General features: G+C 56.5%; 22 protein-coding genes. 3 read left to right on the forward strand and 19 right to left on the reverse strand.

All coding sequences use genetic code 11. The features are described 5' to 3' along the window. Nucleotides 1-32 precede the first annotated feature (32 nt). The 4 genes from glrR to purL all read right to left on the reverse strand — a co-directional run bounded on the left by glrR (nt 33) and on the right by purL (nt 7,965). A complete protein-coding gene (gene glrR / locus QLG21_RS16090) occupies nt 33-1,370 on the reverse strand; it encodes a two-component system response regulator GlrR (RefSeq protein ID WP_006176705.1) in 1,338 nt (445 codons plus the stop codon). Continuing rightward, the gene (gene qseG / locus QLG21_RS16095) at nt 1,357-2,130 is read right to left on the reverse strand and encodes a two-component system QseEF-associated lipoprotein QseG (protein ID WP_006176706.1); all 774 of its coding nucleotides are present in this window, start codon (nt 2,128-2,130) and stop codon (nt 1,357-1,359) included. Before qseG ends, glrR begins: the two co-directional genes overlap by 14 nt. Beyond that, nucleotides 2,127-3,560: a two component system sensor histidine kinase QseE/GlrK gene (qseE, locus tag QLG21_RS16100; protein ID WP_171007403.1), complete on the reverse strand. Its 1,434-nt coding sequence runs from the start codon at nt 3,558-3,560 to the stop codon at nt 2,127-2,129. The genes qseG and qseE overlap by 4 nt, the downstream gene beginning before the upstream one ends. Before the next feature lie 517 nt (nt 3,561-4,077). Next, a complete protein-coding gene (purL, locus tag QLG21_RS16105; RefSeq protein ID WP_282484786.1) occupies nt 4,078-7,965 on the reverse strand; it encodes a phosphoribosylformylglycinamidine synthase in 3,888 nt (1,295 codons plus the stop codon). A gap of 266 nt (nt 7,966-8,231) precedes the next feature. Between purL and mltF the strand changes: the two genes are divergently transcribed. Next, a complete protein-coding gene (gene mltF, locus QLG21_RS16110; RefSeq protein ID WP_058610321.1) occupies nt 8,232-9,782 on the forward strand; it encodes a membrane-bound lytic murein transglycosylase MltF in 1,551 nt (516 codons plus the stop codon). On the opposite strand, the gene tadA is transcribed toward mltF, so the two are convergent. Genes tadA through murQ form a run of 4 tightly spaced genes read right to left on the reverse strand, consistent with a single transcriptional unit; the run spans nt 9,670 to nt 13,140 of the window. Continuing rightward, nucleotides 9,670-10,176, reverse strand: a complete 507-nt coding sequence (gene tadA / locus QLG21_RS16115) for a tRNA adenosine(34) deaminase TadA (RefSeq protein ID WP_006176711.1) — start codon at nt 10,174-10,176, stop codon at nt 9,670-9,672. The two genes, mltF and tadA, sit on opposite strands and share 113 nt — an antisense overlap. Before the next feature lie 57 nt (nt 10,177-10,233). After that, entirely contained in the window at nt 10,234-10,869 is a 636-nt protein-coding gene (yfhb, locus tag QLG21_RS16120; RefSeq protein WP_006176712.1) for a phosphatidylglycerophosphatase C, read from the reverse strand. Between the two features lie 3 nt (nt 10,870-10,872). Then, entirely contained in the window at nt 10,873-12,234 is a 1,362-nt protein-coding gene (locus QLG21_RS16125) for a PTS transporter subunit EIIC (RefSeq protein ID WP_006176713.1), read from the reverse strand. A 9-nt stretch (nt 12,235-12,243) separates the two neighbouring features. Further along, on the reverse strand, nt 12,244-13,140 hold the full coding sequence (gene murQ, locus QLG21_RS16130) for an N-acetylmuramic acid 6-phosphate etherase (RefSeq protein WP_282484787.1): 897 nt from the start codon (nt 13,138-13,140) through the stop codon (nt 12,244-12,246). Between the two features lie 118 nt (nt 13,141-13,258). On the opposite strand from murQ, the gene QLG21_RS16135 reads away from it, so the two are divergent. Together QLG21_RS16135 and QLG21_RS16140 are read left to right on the forward strand one after the other, a co-directional pair. Further along, nucleotides 13,259-14,107, forward strand: a complete 849-nt coding sequence (locus QLG21_RS16135; protein WP_006176716.1) for a MurR/RpiR family transcriptional regulator — start codon at nt 13,259-13,261, stop codon at nt 14,105-14,107. A 56-nt stretch (nt 14,108-14,163) separates the two neighbouring features. Then, complete coding sequence (locus QLG21_RS16140; protein ID WP_006176717.1) at nt 14,164-14,424, forward strand: YfhL family 4Fe-4S dicluster ferredoxin; 261 nt, start codon at nt 14,164-14,166, stop codon at nt 14,422-14,424. Here the strand turns inward: QLG21_RS16140 and acpS are convergent. The 11 genes from acpS to rpoE all read right to left on the reverse strand — a co-directional run bounded on the left by acpS (nt 14,421) and on the right by rpoE (nt 23,797). Continuing rightward, nucleotides 14,421-14,801: a holo-ACP synthase gene (acpS, locus tag QLG21_RS16145; protein ID WP_088207934.1), complete on the reverse strand. Its 381-nt coding sequence runs from the start codon at nt 14,799-14,801 to the stop codon at nt 14,421-14,423. The genes QLG21_RS16140 and acpS overlap by 4 nt on opposite strands. Then, nucleotides 14,801-15,532: a pyridoxine 5'-phosphate synthase gene (gene pdxJ / locus QLG21_RS16150; RefSeq protein ID WP_006176719.1), complete on the reverse strand. Its 732-nt coding sequence runs from the start codon at nt 15,530-15,532 to the stop codon at nt 14,801-14,803. The genes acpS and pdxJ overlap by 1 nt, the downstream gene beginning before the upstream one ends. Before the next feature lie 75 nt (nt 15,533-15,607). Next, nucleotides 15,608-16,315, reverse strand: coding sequence for a DNA repair protein RecO (gene recO, locus QLG21_RS16155; RefSeq protein WP_058610339.1), 708 nt, complete (start codon nt 16,313-16,315; stop codon nt 15,608-15,610). An 18-nt stretch (nt 16,316-16,333) separates the two neighbouring features. After that, complete coding sequence (era, locus tag QLG21_RS16160; protein WP_006176722.1) at nt 16,334-17,239, reverse strand: GTPase Era; 906 nt, start codon at nt 17,237-17,239, stop codon at nt 16,334-16,336. Then, nucleotides 17,236-17,916 carry a ribonuclease III gene (gene rnc / locus QLG21_RS16165; RefSeq protein ID WP_042320629.1) on the reverse strand — a complete coding sequence of 227 codons (681 nt, stop codon included), beginning with the start codon at nt 17,914-17,916 and terminating at the stop codon, nt 17,236-17,238. Before rnc ends, era begins: the two co-directional genes overlap by 4 nt. A gap of 222 nt (nt 17,917-18,138) precedes the next feature. Beyond that, on the reverse strand, nt 18,139-19,113 hold the full coding sequence (gene lepB, locus QLG21_RS16170; RefSeq protein ID WP_006176723.1) for a signal peptidase I: 975 nt from the start codon (nt 19,111-19,113) through the stop codon (nt 18,139-18,141). Between the two features lie 15 nt (nt 19,114-19,128). Further along, a complete protein-coding gene (lepA, locus tag QLG21_RS16175; protein WP_282484788.1) occupies nt 19,129-20,928 on the reverse strand; it encodes a translation elongation factor 4 in 1,800 nt (599 codons plus the stop codon). A gap of 185 nt (nt 20,929-21,113) precedes the next feature. Further along, the gene (gene rseC / locus QLG21_RS16180) at nt 21,114-21,590 is read right to left on the reverse strand and encodes a SoxR-reducing system protein RseC (protein ID WP_282484789.1); all 477 of its coding nucleotides are present in this window, start codon (nt 21,588-21,590) and stop codon (nt 21,114-21,116) included. Then, nucleotides 21,587-22,540: a sigma-E factor regulatory protein RseB gene (rseB, locus tag QLG21_RS16185; RefSeq protein WP_282484790.1), complete on the reverse strand. Its 954-nt coding sequence runs from the start codon at nt 22,538-22,540 to the stop codon at nt 21,587-21,589. The genes rseC and rseB overlap by 4 nt, the downstream gene beginning before the upstream one ends. After that, nucleotides 22,540-23,190 carry an anti-sigma-E factor RseA gene (gene rseA, locus QLG21_RS16190; protein WP_006176727.1) on the reverse strand — a complete coding sequence of 217 codons (651 nt, stop codon included), beginning with the start codon at nt 23,188-23,190 and terminating at the stop codon, nt 22,540-22,542. Before rseA ends, rseB begins: the two co-directional genes overlap by 1 nt. A 31-nt stretch (nt 23,191-23,221) precedes the next feature. Next, nucleotides 23,222-23,797, reverse strand: coding sequence for an RNA polymerase sigma factor RpoE (rpoE, locus tag QLG21_RS16195; protein ID WP_006176728.1), 576 nt, complete (start codon nt 23,795-23,797; stop codon nt 23,222-23,224). Nucleotides 23,798-24,008 lie beyond the last annotated feature (211 nt).

A 24,008-nucleotide genomic window follows, 5' to 3' on the forward strand; every position in this document is an offset into this window, starting at 1 on the left:
CACAGTATCATATTCGTTCGGATTTTGCGGTACTACTCTTTAAAATCGTTCGCTTCCAGCTCGTGGCGTGACAGCAGCTTGTAGAACTCGGTACGATTGCGTCCGGCCATGCGCGCCGCGTGGGTCACGTTGCCTTTAGTGATTTGCAAAAGCTTGCGCAGATAATTGAGTTCGAACTGATTGCGCGCTTCCGCGAAGGTGGGCAGCGCCGTGTTTTCCCCTTCCAGCGCCTGCCCTACCAGCGCATCGCTAATGACCGGCGACGATGTCAACGCCACGCACTGCTCAATGACGTTTACCAGCTGACGGACGTTGCCCGGCCAGCTTGCGGTCATCAGACGTTTCATCGCATCGGTGGAAAAGGCCCGCACAAAAGGTTTATGACGATCGGCGGACTGGCGCAGCAGATGGTTCGCCAGCAGCGGGATATCTTCCGCTCGCTCGGCCAGCGCCGGAATTTTCAGGTTCACGACGTTCAGGCGATAATAGAGATCTTCGCGAAACTCGTTGCGCGCCATCACCTTCGGCAAATCACGGTGGGTTGCAGAGATGATGCGCACGTTGATGTCGATATCCCGGTTGCTGCCGAGCGGGCGAACTTTGCGTTCCTGCAGCACGCGCAGCAGTTTAACCTGCAGCGGCGCGGGCATATCGCCAATCTCATCAAGAAACAGCGTGCCGCCTTCCGCAGCCTGGAAGAGCCCTTCCCGGCTGCTAACCGCGCCGGTAAAGGCACCGCGCGCGTGACCAAAGAGTTCGGATTCCAGCAGTTGCTCCGGCAGCGCGCCGCAGTTAATGGCAATAAAGGCATTTTTGCTGCGCGGACTGGCGTTGTGGATCGCCTGCGCCAGGATCTCCTTCCCGGTTCCGCTCTGGCCGTTAATCAGAACGCTGACGTCAGATTGCGCCACCATCCGCGCCTGTTCGAGCAGGCGCAGCATAACAGGACTGCGCGTCACGATGGATTCACGCCAGGTTTCATCACCGGAAGGCGCGGCATGTTCAAGCGCGCTGTCGATGGCCTTATACAGCGCGTCTTTATCCACCGGTTTGGTCAGGAAGCTGAACACCCCCTGCTGCGTTGCGGCCACAGCGTCCGGTATCGAGCCGTGCGCGGTGAGGATAATCACCGGCATTCCCGGCTGCTGCTTCTGGATCTCGGCGAACAGCTGCATGCCGTCCATCTCGTCCATCCGTAAATCGCTGATGACCAGATCGATCTTCTCGCGGGAGAGGACTTTTAGCCCTTCCTGGCCGCTTTCGGCAGTGACCACGGTGTAGCCTTCACTGACCAGACGCATCCCCAGCAGTTTTAACAGCCCGGGATCGTCATCCACCAGCAGGAGATGGGCAGGTTTACGGCTTGTCATGACTCACATCCTCTTGTTTGGGCGTGTCGCTCTCCTGATCCTCAGGCACCGCGGAAGGTTGATTACCTTTAGAGCCATCAGGCAGGTAGCTGCCCGTCGGCTTACGCGTTGAGAGTTGTCTTTCAATGTCGGTCAGATTTTCCAGCTTGCGGGTCGTGGTATCAAGCTGCGCGCGTAACGCGTCCTGCTGCTGGCGAAGGGTATCTAACTCGGCATCCGTCGCTTGTTGCAACCTGCTGTAGCGCGAGCGCTCCTCAGAGAGCTGCAGCTGCAGGGCCTGTCCATCACGCCACAGCTGGTACACCGGGCGCACCTGAGAGGGAATACTCATCGCCTGAGCATCGAGGCGCGTGGTATTCGCGCGGCGCTCAACCGGCGTGATTTTGGCATCTGCCAGCAGGATCGCGCGCTTAAAGTTGTCCTGCCAGGTCTCTGCGCCCCACAGGGCCGCCTGCGCACGCGCGTCTACAGGCGCCAGACGCTGCGCGCAGTCGATCCCCCGCAGCCAGAACAACGGGTTGGTTTCGACGTCGTGCCCCGATAACTGCCAGATGCCTTCACACGGGGTGGTCAGGAAATTCGCCAGCTGGTTGACGGGCCATTTATCGTCTTGTTTTTCACTGATGGCACTCTTAGGTGCATGGGTGACACAGCCGGCCAGTAAAAGACATGGCAGGGCCAGGCGTAATGGTTTGCTGGAAAACGCCGCGCGCATTGCGCGGAAAAAGACGTGTGACATACTCACCAGACTTAGATTCATTTCATTGATTTTTCCGGCTCAAGAGGCAGTTCAATACGGAAGCAAACGTCCGATCGCGCATCGCTAACGATCTTCAGTTCACCCTGCATACGTCTTATGCAGTCGCGGGCAATACTCAGCCCCAGACCGCTTCCTTTTACCGCACCTTTCCGCTGATGACTGCCCTGAAAGAAGGGTTCAAATATCATTGTTTTTTCGTCATCCGGGATCGGGGTGCCCGTATTCGCTACGTCAATAAACACCCGAGAACCGTTCGTATAGCTTCTGATATAAATGTTACCGGATTCAGTACCATAGTGCACCGCATTGGAATAAAGATTATCCAGCACGCTCATCAGCAGCATCGGTTCGGCCAGACAAGCCGGCTCGTCGAGCGCCACAGCGGTATGCATCATTTTAGCCCTTGCGGGCAGGCTATGGGCAGAAATCACCATATCCACCAGCGGCTCAATCTCAACCTTCTCCAGCACCACCACACCATCCGCCAGCTTGCGGTTATAGTCCAGCAGTTGCTCAATAAGCTTTTGCAAATTGCGGCTGCTGGCGTCCAGTATCTCGACAATCTCTTTCTGCTCAGAGGTCAACGGCCCTGCCACCTCATCCGCCAGCAGTTCTGTGCCTTCGCGCATGCTGGCAAGCGGGGTTTTAAGCTCATGGGAGATGTGGCGCAAAAACTGATGGCGCTGAGATTCGAGCCACGCCAGGCGCTCCGAAAGCCAGATGATACGCTGCCCCACGGAGCGCAGCTCGCGCGGTCCTTTAAAGGCCACCGTGTCACCCAGGGACTTCCCCTCCCCCAGCCGGTTAATCATCCGCTGGATGCCCTTCACCGGGCCGATGATCATGCGCGTGAACAACACCACCAGCGCGAGGCTAACGAGAAAGAGTATTAACGCCTGCCAGCCAAAGAACTGCCCGCGCTCGGCAATCTCCTGCTGCAGCTGCTGTCCGCGCGAGAAAATCACCGTTCGCGTGGTCTGCACCATTTCGGTATTGGCGTTGGCAAAGGCTTCAAGACGCGCCGCGGCGGCTTCATCCGGGCCACTGTTTTTACACTGGAGCTGGGCAAGGCTGTTCAGATCCTGGCGCAATGCCTGGTAGAGTTTATCATCTGGCAGTACGCCCGCATGGGCATCCAGCATTTCGCTGTAGCGCTTACGCTGGTTCTGATAGACCTTCTCCAGCGTGCTGTCGTCGAGAACGCAATACTGGCGATAGCTGCGCTCCATCTCCAGCGCGGCATTGGTCATTGCCTCACTGCGCCTGGCGTCAATGAGCGTGGTGCGGTTGGTTAATGCCGCCTGCGCGCTCAGGGCATTCAGGCTTTGCCACGCCTGCCATGCCAGCACCAGCAGTGGCAGCAGGATCAGCAAGAACGCCATCATAACGAGCTGTCGCAGGGAACGGGGGAAAGCGGGCCAGCGTTTCAACACATTACTCTCTTAATGTGGGTTTGATGAGAGCGTAACTGAGACTGACCGTCAGATACAACAAAGCCGGGTAAAAACCCGGCTTTGTCATGAAATGAGGCGGTGCCTAACTCGACGTTTCGCCCTGTCCTGATAAAGCATCGCTATGATCAGTAGTTGGACGGCAGGCACCTTTTTGTGCGTCATTCGAAGTTTATGTAGCACGTCCCGAAGGGGCTGACATAAGAGGGTGAATGAGCCACTGACTATTATTATGCAACATCTGTGCCAACTTGCAAATAAATAATTTATCTTGATGATATTTAACGTTTTATGCGTTAACTGAATTCATTATGACGTGAACGATTTTGCAGCTAAGTGTCGTTAATTAGCAACACCTTAACCGCAACCTGGTTACCACTATAAAAATCAACATGTTAAGTGTCGCCATCTGGCGACAACCAGTATAGGGGTTTGTCTCGATTTCCCGACACCAAAAAAAAGCCTCCTGACGGAGGCTTTATTCTGCGCGGGAAACTTACCCCAACTGTTTACGTGCGTTGCGGAAGATGCGCATCCACGGGCTGTCCTCGCCCCAGTTTTCCGGGTGCCAGGAGTTGCTCACGGTACGGAACACGCGCTCAGGGTGCGGCATCATAATCGTCGCCCGACCGCTTTCGCTGGTCACAGCGGTGATCCCGTTTGCCGAACCGTTCGGGTTAGCCGGGTACGTTTCGGTTACCTTACCGAGGTTATCGACAAAGCGCAGCGCCACCAGGCCTTTGCTTTCAAGCTGCGCCAGGTGCGCGGCATCACGCACTTCGACCTGACCTTCGCCGTGAGAAACCGCAATGGGCATCTGTGACCCGACCATTCCCTGCAGCAGAAGTGACGGGCTTTGCGTGACTTCCACCAGGCTGAAACGCGCTTCGAAGCGGTCAGAGCGGTTACGCACGAAGCGCGGCCAGGCTTCGCTGCCCGGGATAAGCTCGCGCAGGTTAGACATCATCTGGCAGCCGTTACACACGCCCAGCGCCAGCGTCTGCGGACGGTGGAAGAAGGTCTCGAACTCATCGCGCACGCGGCTGTTGAAGAGGATCGATTTCGCCCAGCCCTCACCCGCGCCCAGCACATCGCCGTAGGAGAAACCGCCGCACGCCACCAGCGCCTGGAAATCATCCAGACCGGTACGCCCTGCCAGCAGGTCGCTCATGTGAACGTCAATGGCATCAAAGCCCGCACGGTGGAAGGCGGCCGCCATCTCAACGTGGGAGTTAACGCCCTGCTCGCGCAGTACCGCCACTTTTGGACGCGCGCCGGTGGCAATGTACGGTGCCGCAATGTCGTCGTTGATGTCGAAGGAGAGCTTCACGTTGAGGCCAGGATCGTTGTCGTTGGCCTTGGCCTCGTGTTCCTGATCGGCACATTCCGGGTTGTCGCGCAGGCGCTGCATCTGCCAGGTGGTTTCAGCCCACCACATACGCAGAGTGGTACGGCTTTCGCTGAACACCGCGTGGCCGTCTGCTTCAATCACGAAGCGGTCACCCTGAACGGCTTTACCCAGATAATGCACGCAGTCAGCCAGACCGTGCTGCGCCAGAACAGCGTCAACCGCGTCGCGATCTGCCGCACGCACCTGAATCACCGCGCCCAGCTCTTCATTGAACAGCGCCGCCAGACGGTCATCCCCCAGCGAGGCGATGTTCGCCTCAACGCCGCAGTGGCCGGTGAAGGCCATCTCGGCCAGGGTGACCAGCAGGCCGCCATCAGAGCGGTCGTGGTAGGCCAGCAGCTTACGCTGCGCCACCAGCGCCTGAATCGCATCGTAGAAGCCTTTTAACTGAGCGACGTCGCGCACGTCTGCCGGCTTGTCGCCGAGCTGACGATACACCTGCGCCAGCGCGGTCGCACCGAGCGCGTTCTGCCCTTTGCCGAGGTCAATCAGCAGCAGGGCGTTGTCTTCGGTAGAGAGCTGTGGCGTCACGGTATGACGCACGTCCTCCACGCGGGCAAAGGCGGTAATCACCAGCGACAGCGGGGAGGTCATCTCGCGCTGCTCGTTGCCTTCCTGCCAGCGGGTTTTCATCGACATAGAGTCTTTACCCACCGGAATGGTCAGGCCAAGCGCAGGACACAGCTCCTCACCCACCGCTTTCACGGCTTCGTACAGGCCAGCATCTTCTCCCGGGTGTCCGGCTGCGGCCATCCAGTTCGCGGAGAGTTTGATCCGTTTGATATCACCGATCTGCGTCGCGGCGATGTTGGTCAGCGCTTCACCGACCGCCAGACGGGCAGAGGCGGCGAAGTCCAGCAGCGCCACCGGCGTACGTTCACCCAGCGCCATCGCTTCGCCGTAGTAGCTGTCGAGGCTCGCGGTGGTTACGGCACAGTTCGCCACCGGGATCTGCCACGGGCCAACCATCTGGTCACGCGCCACCATGCCGGTGACGGTACGGTCACCAATGGTTACCAGGAACGTCTTCTCCGCGACGGCAGGCAGGTGCAGCACGCGGTTGACCGCGTCAGCCACGGTGATTGCCTGACGATCCAGCGCCTTACCTGCGGCTTTACGGGTCTGGACATCGCGGGTCATTTTTGGCGTTTTGCCGAGCAGCACGTCCAGCGGCAGATCGATAGGCTGATTATCGAAGTGGGTGTCGTTCAGGCTCAGGTGCTGTTCTTCCGTCGCTTCACCGATGACGGCATACGGGGCGCGCTCGCGGCGGCACAGCTCGTCAAACAGCGGCAGCTGGTCGGCGGCAACGGCCAGCACGTAGCGCTCCTGGGATTCGTTACACCAGATTTCCAGCGGGCTCATGCCTGGCTCATCGTTCAGAATGTCGCGCAGGTTAAAGCGCCCGCCGCGTCCACCGTCGCTCACCAGCTCCGGCATGGCGTTAGACAGACCGCCTGCGCCCACGTCGTGAATAAAGAGGATCGGGTTAGCGTCGCCCAGCTGCCAGCAGCGGTCGATCACTTCCTGACAGCGGCGCTCCATTTCAGGGTTATCACGCTGCACGGAGGCGAAATCGAGATCGGCGTCAGACTGGCCGGAGGCCATTGACGAAGCAGCTCCGCCGCCCAGACCGATGTTCATTGACGGGCCGCCGAGGACGATCAGCTTCGCGCCCACCACGATCTCACCTTTCTGAACGTGATCGGCGCGAATGTTACCGATCCCGCCTGCCAGCATGATCGGCTTGTGGTAGCCGCGCAGCTCTTCGCCGTTGTGGCTGTCCACTTTCTCTTCGTAGGTACGGAAATAGCCGTTCAGCGCGGGACGACCAAACTCGTTGTTAAACGCCGCGCCGCCCAGCGGACCTTCGGTCATGATATCCAGCGCGGTCACGATGCGCTCCGGCTTGCCGAAGTCTTCTTCCCACGGCTGTTCAAAGCCCGGAATACGCAGGTTAGAGACCGAGAAGCCCACCAGACCCGCCTTCGGTTTTGCACCGCGGCCCGTTGCGCCTTCGTCACGGATTTCACCGCCGGACCCCGTTGCCGCGCCCGGCCACGGAGAGATCGCCGTCGGGTGGTTGTGCGTTTCTACCTTCATCAGGATATGCGCAGGTTCCTGATGGAAATCGTAGCGCCCTGCTTCGCGATCGGCGAAGAAGCGGCCCACCTCAGAGCCTTCCATCACCGCGGCATTGTCTTTATAGGCAGACAGTACGTGGTCAGGGGTGTGCTCCATGGTGTTTTTAATCATTTTGAACAGCGACTTCGGCTGCTGTTCGCCGTCAATAATCCAGTCGGCGTTGAAAATCTTGTGGCGGCAGTGCTCAGAGTTGGCCTGCGCGAACATATACAGCTCGATGTCGTTCGGATTGCGGTTCAGCTTAACAAAGGCATCGTGCAGGTAGTCGATTTCGTCTTCCGCCAGCGCCAGGCCGAGACGCAGGTTGGCGTCAATCAGCGCCTGACGGCCCTGCCCCAGCAGATCCACGCTCTGCACTGGCGCAGGCTGGTGATGGGAGAACAGCTTCTGCGCGTCGTCCAGAGAGGTAAATACGCTCTCCATCATGCGATCGTGCAGTTCTGCGGCTACGGTCTCCCACTGTTCCGCAGTCAGGGTAGAGGCTTCAACATAGTACGCCACGCCGCGTTCCAGACGGTTAATCTGGTTCAGACCGCAGTTGTGAGCGATGTCGGTAGCTTTAGAAGACCAGGGGGAGATGGTGCCCGGACGCGGGGTAGCAAGGATCAGTGTGCCGGTTGGCGTGTGGCTACTCAGGCTTGGACCATACTTGAGCAGGCGTTCCAGCTGCTCGCGCTCTTCTGTATTCAGGGGGGCGTTCAGATCAGCAAAATGGACATACTCAGCGTAAATATTGCTTACCGGAAGGTTGGCTGCCTGAAAGCGTGCCAGCAGTTTGTTGATACGGAAGGCAGACAGTGCAGGCGAACCACGCAGAATTTCCATCATAAGTCTCTCGTCTTCGAAGCGCCGGGGCGCTTTCAGTGTGCGCAAGGGGGAAAACGGGCGTCATTATAGAGAATCCTGAGCGCCGACGAAACCGTTTGCGTCGAAATAAAATCGGCGTTTACGTTTAACAATAGATGTGGCCTCTTTCTCTAATGGGTTGCCAACTGGCGCGGGTTTACGCAAAATGCCGCTCATCCAATGGCAATCCTTATTCTTACTATGGCTACAGCATACTGAGGCAACCGGCGTCGCAGAGAATTAACTAATTGAAAAAATTAAAGATTAATTATCTGCTCATCGGCATTGTGACGTTGCTGCTGGCAGTGGCCCTCTGGCCTTCAATCCCCTGGTTCGGTAAAGCCGAAAACCGCATCGCCGCTATTCAGGAGCGGGGGGAACTGCGCGTCAGTACACTTTCTTCGCCGCTTATCTACAGCGACATCAACGGCAAAACCATCGGCCTGGACTATGAGCTGGCGCAGCAGTTCGCCAACTACCTCGGCGTGAAGCTGAAGGTGACCGTGCGCCAGAACATCAACCAGCTGTTTGACGATCTCGATCATAACGAGGCGGACATACTTGCCGCCGGACTGGTGTACAACAGCGAGCGCAGCAAAAGCTATCAACCAGGCCCGACCTACTACTCCGTTTCCCAACAGCTGGTCTACCGCGTCGGCAGCCTACGCCCGCGCTCGCTTGCCGGGATTGGCGAGCAGCAACTGACCATCGCCCCTGGCCATGTGGTGATTGACGATTTACGCGCGTTAAAAGAGACGAAATACCCGGATCTCAGCTGGACGGTTGACCCTAAACTCGGCACCAACGCGCTGCTGGAGCAGGTGAAGGATAAAAAAATTCCGTACACCATTGCCGACTCGGTGGCGATCAGCCTGTTTCAGCGCGTTCACCCCGAAATCGCCGTCGCGCTGGACGTCACGGACGAACAGCCGGTGACCTGGTTTACCCAGCTTGATAACGATCAGACCCTCTCAGCGGCCATGCTGGATTTCTACAACACCATCAATGAAGACGGTACGCTGGCCCGCCTGGAAGAGAAATATCTCGGCCACGGTGATGACTTCGATTATGTCGACACCCGCAGTTTCTTACGCGCCGTCGATAGCGTTCTGCCTGACCTGCAGCCGCTGTTTGAGAAGTATGCCCAGGAAATTGACTGGAAATTACTGGCGGCCATTTCGTATCAGGAATCACACTGGGATACGCAGGCGACCTCCCCCACCGGGGTGCGTGGCCTGATGATGCTGACCAAAAACACGGCACAGAGCCTTGGCCTGACTGACCGCACCGATGCCGAGCAGAGTATCAGCGGTGGTGCACGCTACCTGCAGGATATGATGGGGAAAGTGCCTGAATCGGTTCCGGAAGAGGAACGTATCTGGTTTGCGCTGGCGGCCTATAACATGGGGTACGCGCACATGCTGGATGCCCGTGCGCTGACGGCGAAAACGAAGGGTAATCCGGACAGCTGGTCTGACGTTAAGCAGCGCTTGCCGCTCTTAAGCCAGAAGCCGTGGTACAACAAGCTGACCTACGGCTACGCGCGTGGGCATGAAGCCTACGCCTATGTGGAGAATATTCGTAAATATCAGATAAGCCTGGTGGGTTATCTGCTGGAAAAAGAAAAAGAGGCTGCCGAAGCGCAGCAGCTGGCGCAAAGCTACCCGATCGTCGCGCCGGACGAGCTTAATCGTCCGACCGCGTCAATTCTGCCTTTTGCTGCTTTTTCTGCTGCCGACGCATTCGAAAGAAGTCACTCAATAGACCCGAACATTCTGGTGCAAGTACCCCACCGATAATCTTCACCTGGTGGTTCATCCCCGGGTGACCGAGAACATCCATCAGCGAGCCTGCCGCCCCGGTTTTTTCATCCCGGGCACCAAAAACCAGCGTGCCGATGCGGCTGTGGACCATCGCCCCTGAGCACATGACACAGGGCTCGAGCGTAACGTACAGCGTGGTATCAAGCAGGCGATAGTTTTGCATCACCAGTCCCCCCTGACGTAACGCCATAATCTCGGCGTGCGCGGTCGGATCGTGGCGGCCAATTGGCCGATTCCACCCTTCCCCAATGACCTGATTATTATGGACCAGCACGGCCCCCACGGGGACTTCGCCCTCTTCCCAGGCACGTTGGGCCAGCGTAAGCGCGTGGCGCATCCAGTATTCATGATCGCGTTCAGGGTTGGACAACGGTTAATACTCCTGTCTAAAAGCGGGCGGCATTATACACACCCGCTCTCAAGAAGACTATTCGAGTTGCTGGAGTTCACCTGACGGCGTGACGCGCCAGCGGTGCTGGCAAAAGTAAAGAAGCGGGTTGTCCTGTTTGCTGTCGCTGTAGCCGCTGTAAAGACGCAGCGGCGTACCGATGCGCTTTTCAAGCTGGACGACTTTTTCGTGCCCGAGGCAGCGCAGGGTGAGCACCCAGCCACCATAGCCTCTGGAGATCTGCGTGGCGATGAGATTGACGCGCGGTAGCCACGGGGTATCAACGTAAACCTGCTCAACCAGCGGCTGCGGCGAGCCGGTAATCAACCAGATGTCGGCGTCATTGGCATCGAGATACTGAGTGAGCCTTTCCTGAACTACGGGAAACGCGGTCACATGACCGCGAAACCAGTGCACAAAATCCTGTTCGAGCTGTTTAAGCCGCGCATCGCTGTGGCCGAACGTGCAGCCCCACAGCAGCAGGCTCATTGGCCATCGCGCGGCACGGCCTTTCACCAGCAGCGCAATGCCAATGACGGGTAAGAGCGGTAAGACGAGCAACGCATTCACAGGCTGACGCCGCAGCAGGTAGCGCATAAACGTGCCGAACATATCCTGCTGGTGCAGCGTTCCGTCCAGGTCGAAAAAGACAACGCGACGCTCGTGATTTGCCAAACCTTACTCCTCTGGGTCGTTGAATCCTAATAGCCAGGTAAACAGGAAACCTGCAATTACCGTTACCAAATAGCCTAACAGATAGAGCATGACTTTTCCGGTGACGATCGTTAATGCCAGCGGTAAACCCGACAGCCCAAAGGTAATCACGGTCGCCACTTTCCAGTAGCTAATCAGCGCCCCACCTACCGCACCGCCCAGACAGGCGGCAAGAAAGGGCTTACCCAATGGCAGCGTCACGCCGAAAATTAATGGCTCACCGATGCCGAGTAATCCGACTGGCATCGCGCCTTTAATCACTTTTTTCAGCCGCGCATTGCGGGTTTTCATCAGTACCGCGAGGGCCGCGCCCACCTGACCCACCCCGGCCATAGAGAGAATTGGCAGCAACGCGTTATACCCGTGCGCCTGTACCAGTTCGACGTGGATCGGTACCAGCCCCTGATGCAGACCGGTCAGTACCAGCGGCAGGAACGTCCCCGACAACACCGCGCCGACCAGCAAGCCGCCGCGATCGATAGCCAGAGAGGCACCGTGCGCAATCGCCTCGGAGATCCATCCCCCCAGCGGCTGCAGCGCAACGATGGCGATTCCGCCTGCGATAAGCGTCGTCAGCAGCGGATTGAGGATAAGCTCAAGCGAGCCCGGCAGCAGGGCGCGCAGTCTTTTCTCAATCCAGCACATCAGGATGACCACCAGCAGCACGGCAATGACGCCGCCCCGGCCTGGCTGAAGTGCCTCACCAAACAGCGTGATCTGCGCCAGCTGCGGGCTGGACAAAATGCCCGCCATCACGCCGCCCATGGCCATCGAGCCGCCAAACACCTTCGCAGTGTTGACCCCCACCAGAATGCTCATGATGGCAAACACGGCGCTGCCGAAGATCCCCAGAATGCCCAGCAGGTTCGGATAGTGGGTGGCGAAATCACCCACGATGTCCGGACGCTTGAGGATATTAATGATCCCCGTGATTAAGCCGGAGGCAATAAACGCCGGGATCAGGGGAATAAAGACGTTTGCCAGTTGGCGCAGCGCATCGCTCATCGGGGCTTTGTATTTGGCTTTCGCCTGCGCTTTGGTACGCTCGGCATCGTTAACTGTCGCTGTCGCCTCACCGCCCATTTGCGCACGCATGGCATCAACCACCTGTGCCGCTTTGCCCGGTCCGACGATCAGCTGATGCTGTTGCCCCTGCTTGACGTAGCCGCTGACGCCAGGAAGCTGCTTAAGACGCACGATGTCGAGCTGCTCATCGTCATGCACCTCGACGCGCACGCGCGTCATGCAGTTTTCCAGACGCTGTATATTTTTTTCCCCACCGATTCCCTTCAGGATGTCGCCGGCGAGCGCTGCTGTTTTTTCCATACACGCCTCTTATTCGTTTTCTAATGCCGCCCGCAGGAAGCCTTGATGCCTTTCAAGGCTGGCTCGTGCGGCGGCTGCATCCAGCCCGCTTAATATCATCAGGATGGCCGGTTTCACGTCGTAGTCCGTCTGCTTGAGTACCTTTTCCGCCTCCTCGCGGCTTGTCCCTGTGGCTTCCACCACCATGCGACACGCTCTGTCCACCAGCTTCACGTTGGTGGCCTTCATATCCACCATCAGGTTCTGGTAAACCTTGCCAAATTTCACCATCGCGCCGGTAGAGATCATATTCAGTACCAGTTTTTGTGCGGTTCCGGACTTCAGCCGCGTGGAGCCGGTAAGCGCTTCAGGCCCGACGACCGGCGAGATAGCGATATCTGCCACCTGCGCAATCGGGGAGCCGGGGTTGCAGGAGATAGCCACCGTGGTGCACCCGGTCTGCCTGGCGTACTCGAGGCCGCCAATGACGTACGGTGTACGCCCCGAGGCCGCCAGGCCCACCACCAGATCCTGCGCGGTCAGGTTCAGCGCCTTCAGGTCATCCTCGCCCAGCTGTTTGCTGTCTTCCGCCCCTTCTACCGCCTTAAGCAGCGCGCCAGGACCACCGGCGATCAGCCCCACCACCAGGCCATGCGGTACACCAAAGGTCGGTGGACATTCAGACGCGTCCAGCACGCCGAGACGTCCGCTGGTGCCTGCGCCCATGTAAATAATGCGTCCACCGGCTTTCAGCGCGGCCGCTGCCGCATCGACCGCCTTCGCGACCTCTGGTAATGTATCTTTCACCGCCAGCGCGACCAGCGTATCCTGCTGATTAAAACGGTTAACCAGTTCCAGCGTGGAGAGCGCATCCAGATCCATGGTTTGCGGGTTGCGCGTTTCAGAAACAAGTGAGCCAAGATTCATCTTTTGTACCTCAAGAATTTTTAATTCATAATAATCACACTATAATGGAATATAAAATTCATTCAGGCGAGCAAAATCCGTATTTGCGCAGGCAATCACATTTTCGCCAGGAGATCGTATGAACTGTTTAATTCGCATTCGCCAGCGTTACGCGGGCTTTGCCCAGAGCGATAAGAAGCTCGCGGACTTTCTGCTGTCCCAGCCCGATCGGGCGCGCCATCTTAGCTCGCAGCAGCTGGCGAGCGAGGCGGGGGTAAGCCAGTCCAGCGTGGTGAAATTTGCCCAGAAGATTGGTTTTAAAGGCTTCCCGGCGCTGAAACTGGCACTCAGCGAAGCGCTGGTCAGTAACCCGAACCCGCAGTCGATGCCGGTGCATAACCAGATCCGCGGCGACGATCCGATGCGCCTGGTGGGCGAAAAGCTGATTAAAGAGAAGGTCGCGGCCATGCATGCGACGCTCGACGTCAACACCGAAGAGAAGTTGCTGGATAGCGTCGCGATGCTGCGTAACGCACGGCGCATTATTTTGACCGGGATTGGCGCGTCCGGGCTTGTGGCGCGTAACTTTGGCTGGAAGCTGACAAAAATCGGTCTTAACGCCATTGTTGAGCAGGATATGCATGCCCTGCTGGCGACGGTACAGGCAATGGATCCTGAAGACGTGCTGCTGGCGATCTCCTATTCCGGCGAACGCCGGGAGATCAATATGGCGACGGATGAAACGCTGCGCGTGGGTGGCAAAATTTTGGCCATCACCGGTTTCACCCCTAACGCGCTGCAACAGCGTGCGACACGCTGTCTGTATACCATCGCCGAAGAACAGGCCACGCGCAGCGCAGCCATCTCCTCCACCAGCGCCCAGATGATGCTGACGGATCTGCTGTTTATGGCTCTCGTACAGCAGGATCTTGAGCATGCGCCGGAGCGGATCCGCCACAGCGAGGCGCTGGTAAAAAAACTGGTTTGAACAGAGAATGAGCGTATAATGCCCGCCCTGTTTGTGTTGTTTCTGAGAATTTCCCGATGGCGCTGTTAATCACCAAAAAATGCATCAATTGCGATATGTGCGAACCCGAATGCCCGAACGAGGCCATTTCGATGGGTGAGAGCATTTATGAGATTAACAGCGACCGCTGCACCGAATGCATCGGCCACTACGAGACGCCGACCTGTCAGAAGGTGTGCCCTATCCCCAATACCATTCTTAAAGATCCGGCACACGCTGAGAGCGAAGAGCAACTGTGGGACAAGTTTGTCCTGATGCACCACGCGGACAAACTTTAACTTTCGATGATGACCGTGGCGCAGGCGTAGTGGCGTTCATCGGCCAGCGTGACGTGCATATGCGCTACGCCGAGTTTTTCCGCCAGCTTTTGCGCCTCGCCCCATAAGCGCAGGCGCGGTTTCCCCAGTTCATCATTGAAAACTTCGAACTGATTAAACGCCAGCCCGTTACGAATGCCGGTTCCGAAGGCTTTCGCCGCCGCCTCTTTCACCGCAAAGCGCTTCGCCAGAAAACGCACCGGCTGCTGGTGCGCTTCCCAGATGGCCCATTCGTTGTCGCTCAGCACGCGTCTTGCCAGGCGATCGCCGCTACGGGCGATCACCGCTTCTATGCGGGCGATTTCTACGATATCGGTGCCTAAGCCCAGAATGGCCATTACTGGCGTGCTTCCAGCATCAGGCGCTTCATTTCCGCCACGGCGTCTTTCAGGCCGCTCATCACCGCACGGCCAATAATGGCGTGTCCGATATTCAGCTCGTGCATTTCCGGCAGCGCCGCGATGGCTTTTACGTTGTGGTAGGTCAGCCCGTGACCGGCATTGACCTTCAGGCCGAGGCTTGCCGCATAGGTGGCGGCTTTCGCGATGCGCTCAAGCTCTTTCGCCTGCTCGGCATCGTTTTTGGCATCGGCATAACAGCCGGTATGAATTTCGATATACGGCGCGCCTGCATCAGCCGCCGCTTTGATCTGCGCGTCATCGGCATCGATAAACAGGGAAACCAGAATACCGGCATCTGCAAGACGTTTGCAGGCATCGCGCATTTTCTCAGGCTGGCCCGCCACGTCGAGACCGCCTTCGGTGGTCACTTCCTGACGCTTTTCCGGCACCAGGCAGCAGAAATGCGGCTTCGTTTCGCAGGCAATCGCCAGCATCTCCTCGGTGACGGCCATCTCCAGATTCATGCGGGTATCCAGCGTTTGACGCAGAATGCGCACGTCACGGTCGGTGATGTGGCGGCGATCTTCACGCAGGTGAACGGTAATACCGTCGGCGCCAGCCTGTTCGGCGATAAACGCCGCCTGAACCGGATCGGGATACGCCGTCCCGCGTGCATTACGCAGCGTGGCAATGTGATCGATGTTGACGCCTAACAGTAATTCAGCCATGACAATCCTCGGTATTTTGGTTCATTTCCTTTCCCCCTCACCCTTCGGGAGAGGGCTGGGGTGAGGGGTAAAACGTTAACGTTTCGGCAAAAACTGCCTGAATAATTCGCGGCTCTTTAAGGGCTTGCCACCAAGATACGGCTTGAGTGCAATTCGGGTAAAGCGTTTTGCCGCACGCAGGGTATCCGCATCCGGGAACTCCCGCTCATATAGCGCCCGCAGGTGCCGCCCGGTAAAGGTACTGTTATCGACCACAATGCTGGCAATAAAGCCTTTTTCCTCGCGATAGCGGTAGGTCATGGTGTCTTCCACCTCGTCACCACTGCCCGCACAATGCAGAAAATCGACGCCGTAACCCAGATGCCCCAGCAGCGCCAGCTCAAAACGGCGCAGCGCAGGTTCCGGCGTGCCGGTTGCGCCAGCTAAGGCCTGGATACAGTGCAGGTAATCAAAGAAAAGTTCAGAGAAGCGAGTCTCATGTTCAAGAACGCGCGAGATAAGCTCGTTGACATACAGACCGCTGTATAGCGTGATACCAGAAAGGGGAAGCGCCAGAGAGACGGCTTCGGCACTGCGCAGGGTTTTGACTTCACCGCGCCCGCCAAAGCGGACCAGCAGCGGCGTGAAAGGCTGTAAGGCACCTTTCAGGTTAGAACGTTTGGAACGTGCGCCTTTAGCCACAAGGCGCACGCGACCCGACTCTTCCGTGAAGACGTCCAGCATCAGGCTGGTTTCGCTCCAGGGACGACTATGGAGAACGAAGGCACGCTGCCAACCTTCCATACTGTTCGTCGTCTTGCGTTACTGGTCTTCGCCGTAACCGAGGCTGCGCAGCGCGCGCTCATCATCGGCCCAGCCAGATTTCACTTTCACCCACAGTTCCAGGTGAACCGGCGCTTCAAACATCTCCATCATGTCCTTACGGGCTTCAATGCCGATGGTTTTGATCTTGGCCCCTTTGTTGCCAATAACCATCTTCTTCTGCCCTTCACGCTCAACGAGGATCAGGCCGTTGATGTCATAGCCGCCACGCTCGTTGGTCTGGAAACGTTCGATCTCCACGGTCACCGAGTAAGGCAGTTCCGCCCCCAGGAAACGCATCAGCTTTTCGCGGATGATTTCAGAGGCCATAAAGCGCTGTGAGCGATCGGTAATGTAATCTTCCGGAAAGTGATGGATCGCTTCCGGCAGATGTTTACGCACGATGCCCGCGATGGTATCGACGTTCAGACCGGTCTCTGCAGACAGCGGTACGATATCGAGGAAGTTCATCTGGCTGCCCAGCCACTGCAGGTGCGGCAGCAGGTCGGCTTTTTCCTGCACGTTGTCAACTTTATTGACGGCAAGGATCACCGGCGTTTTACCATCACGCAGCTTGTTGAGCACCATTTCGTCGTCCGGCGTCCAACGAGTACCTTCGACCACGAAAATCACCAGTTCAACATCGCCAATCGAGCTGCTTGCCGCCTTGTTCATCAGGCGGTTGATGGCGCGTTTCTCTTCCATATGCAGGCCCGGGGTATCGACGTAAATCGCCTGATACGCGCCTTCAGTATGGATGCCCACAATGCGGTGACGGGTCGTCTGCGCCTTGCGAGAGGTGATTGAAATCTTCTGTCCAAGCAGATTATTCAACAGGGTGGATTTGCCGACGTTCGGACGTCCGACGATGGCAATAAATCCGCAATAGGTTTTTTCTTCGCTCATTCCAGCTCCAGCATTTTTAACGCCTGTTCGGCGGCAGCCTGTTCCGCCTTACGACGGCTAGAACCTGTGCCAACCACCGGTTCACTCAGGCCACTGACCTGGCAATGGATGGTAAATTCTTGGTCGTGCGCTTCGCCACGCACCTGCACAACCAGATAGGACGGCAGCGGAAGGTGGCGACCCTGCAGATATTCCTGCAGACGCGTTTTCGGATCTTTTTGTTTATCGCCTGGACTGATTTCATCCAGACGGGTTTGATACCAGTTAAGGATCATTTTTTCTACGGTCTGGATATCGCTGTCCAGGAATACGCCACCAATCAATGCTTCGACGGTATCGGCGAGAATAGACTCACGACGGAAGCCGCCGCTTTTCAGTTCACCCGGCCCCAGACGCAGACATTCACCCAGCTCAAATTCGCGTGCGATTTCCGCCAGAGTGTTACCCCGCACCAGCGTGGCGCGCATGCGGCTCATATCACCCTCGTCCACACGTGGGAAACGATGGTAAAGCGCATTAGCAATCACAAAACTTAAAATAGAGTCGCCTAAAAACTCAAGACGCTCATTATGTTTGCTGCTGGCACTGCGGTGGGTTAATGCCTGTTGCAACAACTCCTGATGAATAAAAGTGTAGCCCAGCTTCCGTTGAAGCCGATTAATTACGATGGGGTTCATGCGATACCAATAAATGAATGCGTCAAAAATGCAGCACACGAAACCGACCTGAGAAGACCAACGCGGTTTCGTGTGCCGTGGCACCCTTGCAGGGCCAACCTTAAACTTCGGGGGAATATTCTATACACAACGACAGGGGATGTCGTTAGTTCATAGAGATTTATCGCGGAAATAATTCACGTAGCCGCGAATTAACGCGGCTACGTGTTCATTTAATGAGAATTAATGGATTCCGCCAATACGATTCAGGCGAACGCCGGTTGGCCATTCCCCTTCCTGTTTCTCAAAACTCATCCAGATGGCGGTAGCTTTACCGACCAGATTCGCTTCCGGCACAAAGCCCCAGTAACGGCTGTCCGCAGAGTTATCGCGGTTATCACCCATCATGAAGTAGTGCCCCGGTGGAACGATCCAGGTTGCCAGCTGCTGGCCTGGCTGACGGTAATACATCCCCACCTGATCCTGCGCGATTGGCACGGTCAGAATGCGGTGCGTTACGTCGCCCAGCGTCTCTTTACGCTCGACCAGACGAATGCCATTTTCTTTGGTTTCGCCCTTCGGTACCTGGAAGAAACCGCTGGTCGCTTCGCCGCCGTTACGACGGGCAAACGTCTGCACAAAATCGCTTGGCTCCACATTGGAGTAAGTGATTGGCAGCGCATTTTCACATGCGGTACCGGAGCTGCAGCCTGGCTGCACGGTCACTTCTTTCGCAACCGGATCGTAGGTCACTTTATCACCCGGCAGGCCGACAGCGCGCTTGATGTAGTCCAGGCGCGGATCTTCCGGATATTTAAAGACCACGATGTCGCCCCGTTTCGGGTGGCCGGTCTCAATAAGTGTTTTCTGGTAGATAGGATCTTTAATTCCGTAGGCAAACTTCTCGACCAGAATGAAATCACCAATCAGCAGCGTAGGCATCATTGAGCCTGACGGGATCTGGAACGGCTCGTAAATGAACGAACGAACCACCAGCACAATCGCCAGCACCGGGAAGACCGAGGCCCCTGTTTCCAGCCAGCCCGGTTTTGGGCCGACTTTTTTCAGGGTCTTCGCGTCCAGCTGATCGCCAGTGGCTGCCTGCGCGGCAGCCTGACGTTCACGGCGTTTTGGGGCGAAAATAAACTTATCCAGACACCACAACAGACCTGTCACCAGGGTCGCGATGACCAGAATCAGGGCAAACATGTTCGCCATGCCAACTCCTTAGGGTTATTTGCCGTCTTTACCAACGTGAAGGATGGCAAGGAATGCTTCCTGCGGCAGCTCAACGTTACCGACCTGCTTCATACGCTTCTTACCGTCTTTCTGTTTCTGCAACAGCTTTTTCTTACGGCTGACGTCGCCGCCATAGCATTTCGCCAGGACGTTTTTACGCAGCTGCTTCACGGTAGAACGGGCGATAATGTGGTTACCGATGGCCGCCTGAATCGCGATGTCGAACTGCTGACGCGGGATCAGCTCTTTCATCTTCTCGACCAGTTCACGTCCACGATACGGCGCGTTGTCGTTATGGGTGATCAGCGCCAGGGCGTCGACACGCTCGCCGTTGATCAGCACGTCAACACGGACCATATTGGAGGCCTGGAAGCGTTTGAAGTTGTAATCCAGCGACGCATAGCCACGGGAGGTAGACTTCAGACGGTCGAAGAAGTCGAGCACCACTTCCGCCATTGGAATTTCATAGGTCAGCGCCACCTGGTTACCGTGGTAAACCATGTTGGTTTGCACGCCACGCTTCTCGATGCACAGGGTGATCACGTTGCCCAGGAACTCCTGTGGCAGCAGCATGTGACACTCTGCGATAGGCTCGCGCAGTTCATGAATGTTGTTCAGCGGCGGAAGCTTGGACGGGCTGTCGACATAGATAACTTCTTTCGACGTCGTTTCAACTTCGTACACTACCGTCGGGGCGGTGGTGATCAGATCCAGATCGTATTCACGCTCCAGACGTTCCTGGATGATCTCCATGTGCAGCAGGCCAAGGAAGCCACAGCGGAAGCCGAAGCCCAGCGCGGTTGAGCTTTCTGGCTCGTAGAACAGGGAGGCATCGTTGAGGCTCAGTTTGCCGAGCGCGTCGCGGAAGTTTTCATAGTCGTCAGAGCTGACCGGGAACAGACCCGCGTAAACCTGCGGCTTCACCTTTTTGAAACCAGGCAACGCTTTGTCCGCCGGGTTACGTGCGCCCGTCAGGGTATCGCCCACTGGCGCACCGAGGATGTCTTTGATGGCGCAAACCAGCCAGCCAACCTCGCCGCATTTCAGCTCGGTACGGTCAACCTGTTTTGGCGTGAAGATCCCCAGACGGTCGGCGTTATAGACCTGGCCGGTACTGATAACCTTGATTTTATCGCCTTTACGCATGGTGCCGTTTTTAATACGCACCAGCGAGACGACGCCGAGATAGTTATCAAACCAGGAGTCGATGATCAGCGCCTGCAGAGGGGCATCCGGATCGCCTTCAGGGGCCGGAATATCGCGTACCAGACGTTCAAGCACATCAGGAACGCCCACGCCGGTTTTCGCCGAGCAGCGCACGGCATCGGTGGCATCGATACCAACGATATCTTCAATCTCTTCTGCCACGCGCTCAGGATCGGCTGCCGGCAGGTCGATTTTGTTCAGGACCGGCACAACCTCCAGATCCATCTCCATCGCGGTGTAGCAGTTTGCCAGCGTCTGGGCTTCTACGCCCTGCCCGGCATCGACCACCAGCAGCGCACCTTCACAAGCCGCCAGCGAGCGGGAAACTTCATAAGAGAAGTCAACGTGGCCCGGGGTGTCGATAAAGTTAAGTTGATAGGTTTCACCATCAGACGCTTTATAGTCGAGCGTCACGCTTTGCGCTTTAATGGTGATACCGCGTTCGCGTTCCAGGTCCATGGAGTCCAGTACCTGGGCTGCCATTTCACGATCAGACAGGCCACCGCAAATCTGGATAATACGGTCAGACAGCGTCGACTTACCGTGGTCAATGTGAGCAATGATCGAAAAGTTACGTATGTTCTTCATATAGTTAAATAATTATGCCTTACGAATTCCTGGAGGCCGCTGTTCTTAGCCTGACGTTTTTCAGTGCGAAAACGCAGCATTCTACACTACATCCCCGTCACCTGGAAATGCACTTAGAGCCAAGCATAGCGCGAAGAAACGGCATTTTCTTTTTTGGGATGTAAATAATGATAAAGCCCGGCAGATTACCGGGCCTCAGAAGAGAGCGTTTCAACACGAAGCTGGTCAGGCGCCAGCGCTACGCTGAGAATAACAGGCTGCCACTCTTCGCGGGCGGCAAGCTTAGGCGAGATGCCTTTGGCAAGCCAGAAACCGCCCACACCGCCCAATGCAGCCCCGCACATGGCGGCAATATCGGTACCGAAAAGCATCTGGAAAACACCGCCCATGACAAACAGCCCCACCAGCGGAGAAAGGTAAACCAGCATTGCGGAACCCAGCAGGCTGCCTTCGGCAATTCCCAGTTCGACTTTCTGCCCTTCCATCAGAGGCTGTTCACTCGGCACGGAGAGGGTGTGCGAGGTTTGAGGGCCGAGTTTATTCAGCACCCGGCTTCCGCAACCCGCTCTGGATGCGCAGCTGTTGCAGGATGCTTTCACATCACAGCTAACCAGTGCGATGCCATCCTTCCATGAGACGACGGTAGCCCACTCTTTAATCATTGCGTAGCCTTGAATTTGATGCTGTCGGAAATGCGCTTCGCGGTTTGCGGCGGCAATTCCCCGACGATAGTAATTTCAGCATTTTCACGAACCGTCGTGCTCACCGTCCGGCGGCCGGTACGTAGCATCTGTTCAGAACTGTTAGCCGTGGCACGGTTAATGTTTACCGAGAAGCTGAACAAACCGTCAGAGTAGAGTCGTGACTCAACGGGCGTTTCAATGGTCGGCAACTGACGACGGCTGCTGGACACTTCACTAAACCCTTGCGGGATCCAGGAAGGCACCCAGCTGAAATTGACGGAATCACCCGCAGGGACAGAAAGCAGCGGCGGCAGGCTGGCCTTGGCCAGGTCCTGCATGCTGTTTCCGACCTGGCTGTTAACGCTAAAGGAGATCACGCGGAACTGTTCCAGCGTTTCACCATCACGATCGAGCAGGTCAACGCGCATCGGCAAGTGGGTTTCCGCATCTATCCAGACGATATAGCTGTAGCGCGTACCGTCGCGAGCAACCACGCGGATCACTTCACACAGTCGGTCAGCAATTCGCGTGCGTCCTACTGAGATAAAATCATAGTAAGGGGCAAGTCGCTTAAAATCGGTATAGATAAGTGACGGCAGAGAATCGACGATATAGTCGCCATTCAGGGTAAACGGCTCAAGCCCGGGTTCGAAATAGCTGATTTCGTTCCCCCGCTGAACCACTTCACGCCGTGGGCCATCCATCTGTAAAAGCTGAGCGAGAGGCTGATTATCAAGACGTGCATGGCGATAACGTAACGATTCGACGCCCTGCTTATTGATGCTGATAAATGCCAACTCATAGTTGAGTGACTGGCTGGCCAGATTCATTTGCTGCAACAACGCCCCGGATGAAACATCAGCCGAGGCGTTGGCAGAGAAGAACAGGCTACCCGCCATCAGAGACATGGCGAACCAAAGTTGCTTCATTACTGCGATTGCGTTCCTAAAGTTTGGTTTCCAGGCACCTGCACAGCGGCCTGCTGGGTTTGTGCCTGCTCAAACTGAAGCTGCTCTGAGTGCAGTCGACGCTGCAGCTCATAGTCCTGCAACATCGCATTAATGCGACGACGCTGCTCCTGAACCTGCACTTGCTGTCCGCCGCTGGCGGAGGCATCTGCAGGAACACCCAGACTTACCGGGCTGGCTTTGCCCATCATCGGCAGCGTATTAAACACTGGCGCTTCAGGCTGCTGGCTGGCTTCAGACTGCGTGTTATAGTGCTGGACACCAACGATAACTGCAAGCGATACGCAAGCCGCCACGCCCATTTGGGTGAGTTGACTGGCCCACGGTCGCACCTTGTGCCAGAACGGCATTTTTTGCCACTGGTGCGGTGCTGGCTGCGCTTCAGGGATCAGCGGAGTGGTCTGATGGACAGGCTCATTCTCAATGGCCGCCATCACGCGGGCTGAGATATCGAAATGGAGAACCTCGCTGGTGTCACCGCGAAGCGCATCACGGATGAGGTGATAACTCTCCCAGGTCTGTTGCATCTCGGAGGAGTGAGAAAGCTCGTTGAGCAACTCACTGTCCAGCGTTTCACCATCCATTAAAGCGGAAAGTTTTTCTTTCTGCATGCCTAATACCTTTTCCAGTATCCCGCTATCGTCAACGCCTGATAAGCGGTTGAACTTTATTATCAATAGCTTCTCGCGCACGGAAAATACGAGAGCGTACCGTGCCAACCGGACAATCCATGATAGCGGCTATCTCTTCATAGCTCAGACCATCAAGCTCCCGCAGAGTAATAGCCATGCGTAAATCTTCCGGGAGTGACTCGATTGTGCGAAAAACGATTTGTCTCAGTTCTTCTGACAACATTAAGTTCTCAGGGTTCGAAATTTCTTTCAATGCGCCGCCACTTTCGAAATTTTCGGCGTCGATTGCGTCCACATCACTTGAAGGCGGACGACGGCCCTGAGCGACCAGATAGTTCTTGGCTGTGTTGACCGCAATACGGTACAGCCAGGTATAAAAAGCACTATCCCCCCGGAACGAATCCAGCGCACGATAGGCCTTAATAAAAGACTCTTGCACCACATCAGGCACGTCACCTGAGGGTACATAGCGGGATACCAGACTCGCCACCTTATGCTGGTAGCGCACTACCAGGAGGTTAAAGGCTTTCTGATCTCCCTTCTGGACCCGTTCAACCAGGACCTGGTCCGTTAACTGCTCGCTCATCCGAGGTAATGTCTCCCCAAACCAAAATTCCACGCGTTATCGAAACGCCACTCTAAAACATCGCACTTTGAGCAAGCACCGACTTAGAGCGTTTGTTCTTCAATAAGTTCCGTCACGCTTTTGTTTTTGTTCATCGTGTCGTCGACCGTTCATTTTCTCTCATTATAAGTCGGTTCACGATACATACGCACTTTCTGTCAAGAATGCGCCA

It is taken from the genome of Enterobacter sp. V87_3 (assembly GCF_029967835.1).
In the GTDB taxonomy this organism is placed as follows: domain Bacteria; phylum Pseudomonadota; class Gammaproteobacteria; order Enterobacterales; family Enterobacteriaceae; genus Enterobacter; species Enterobacter cancerogenus.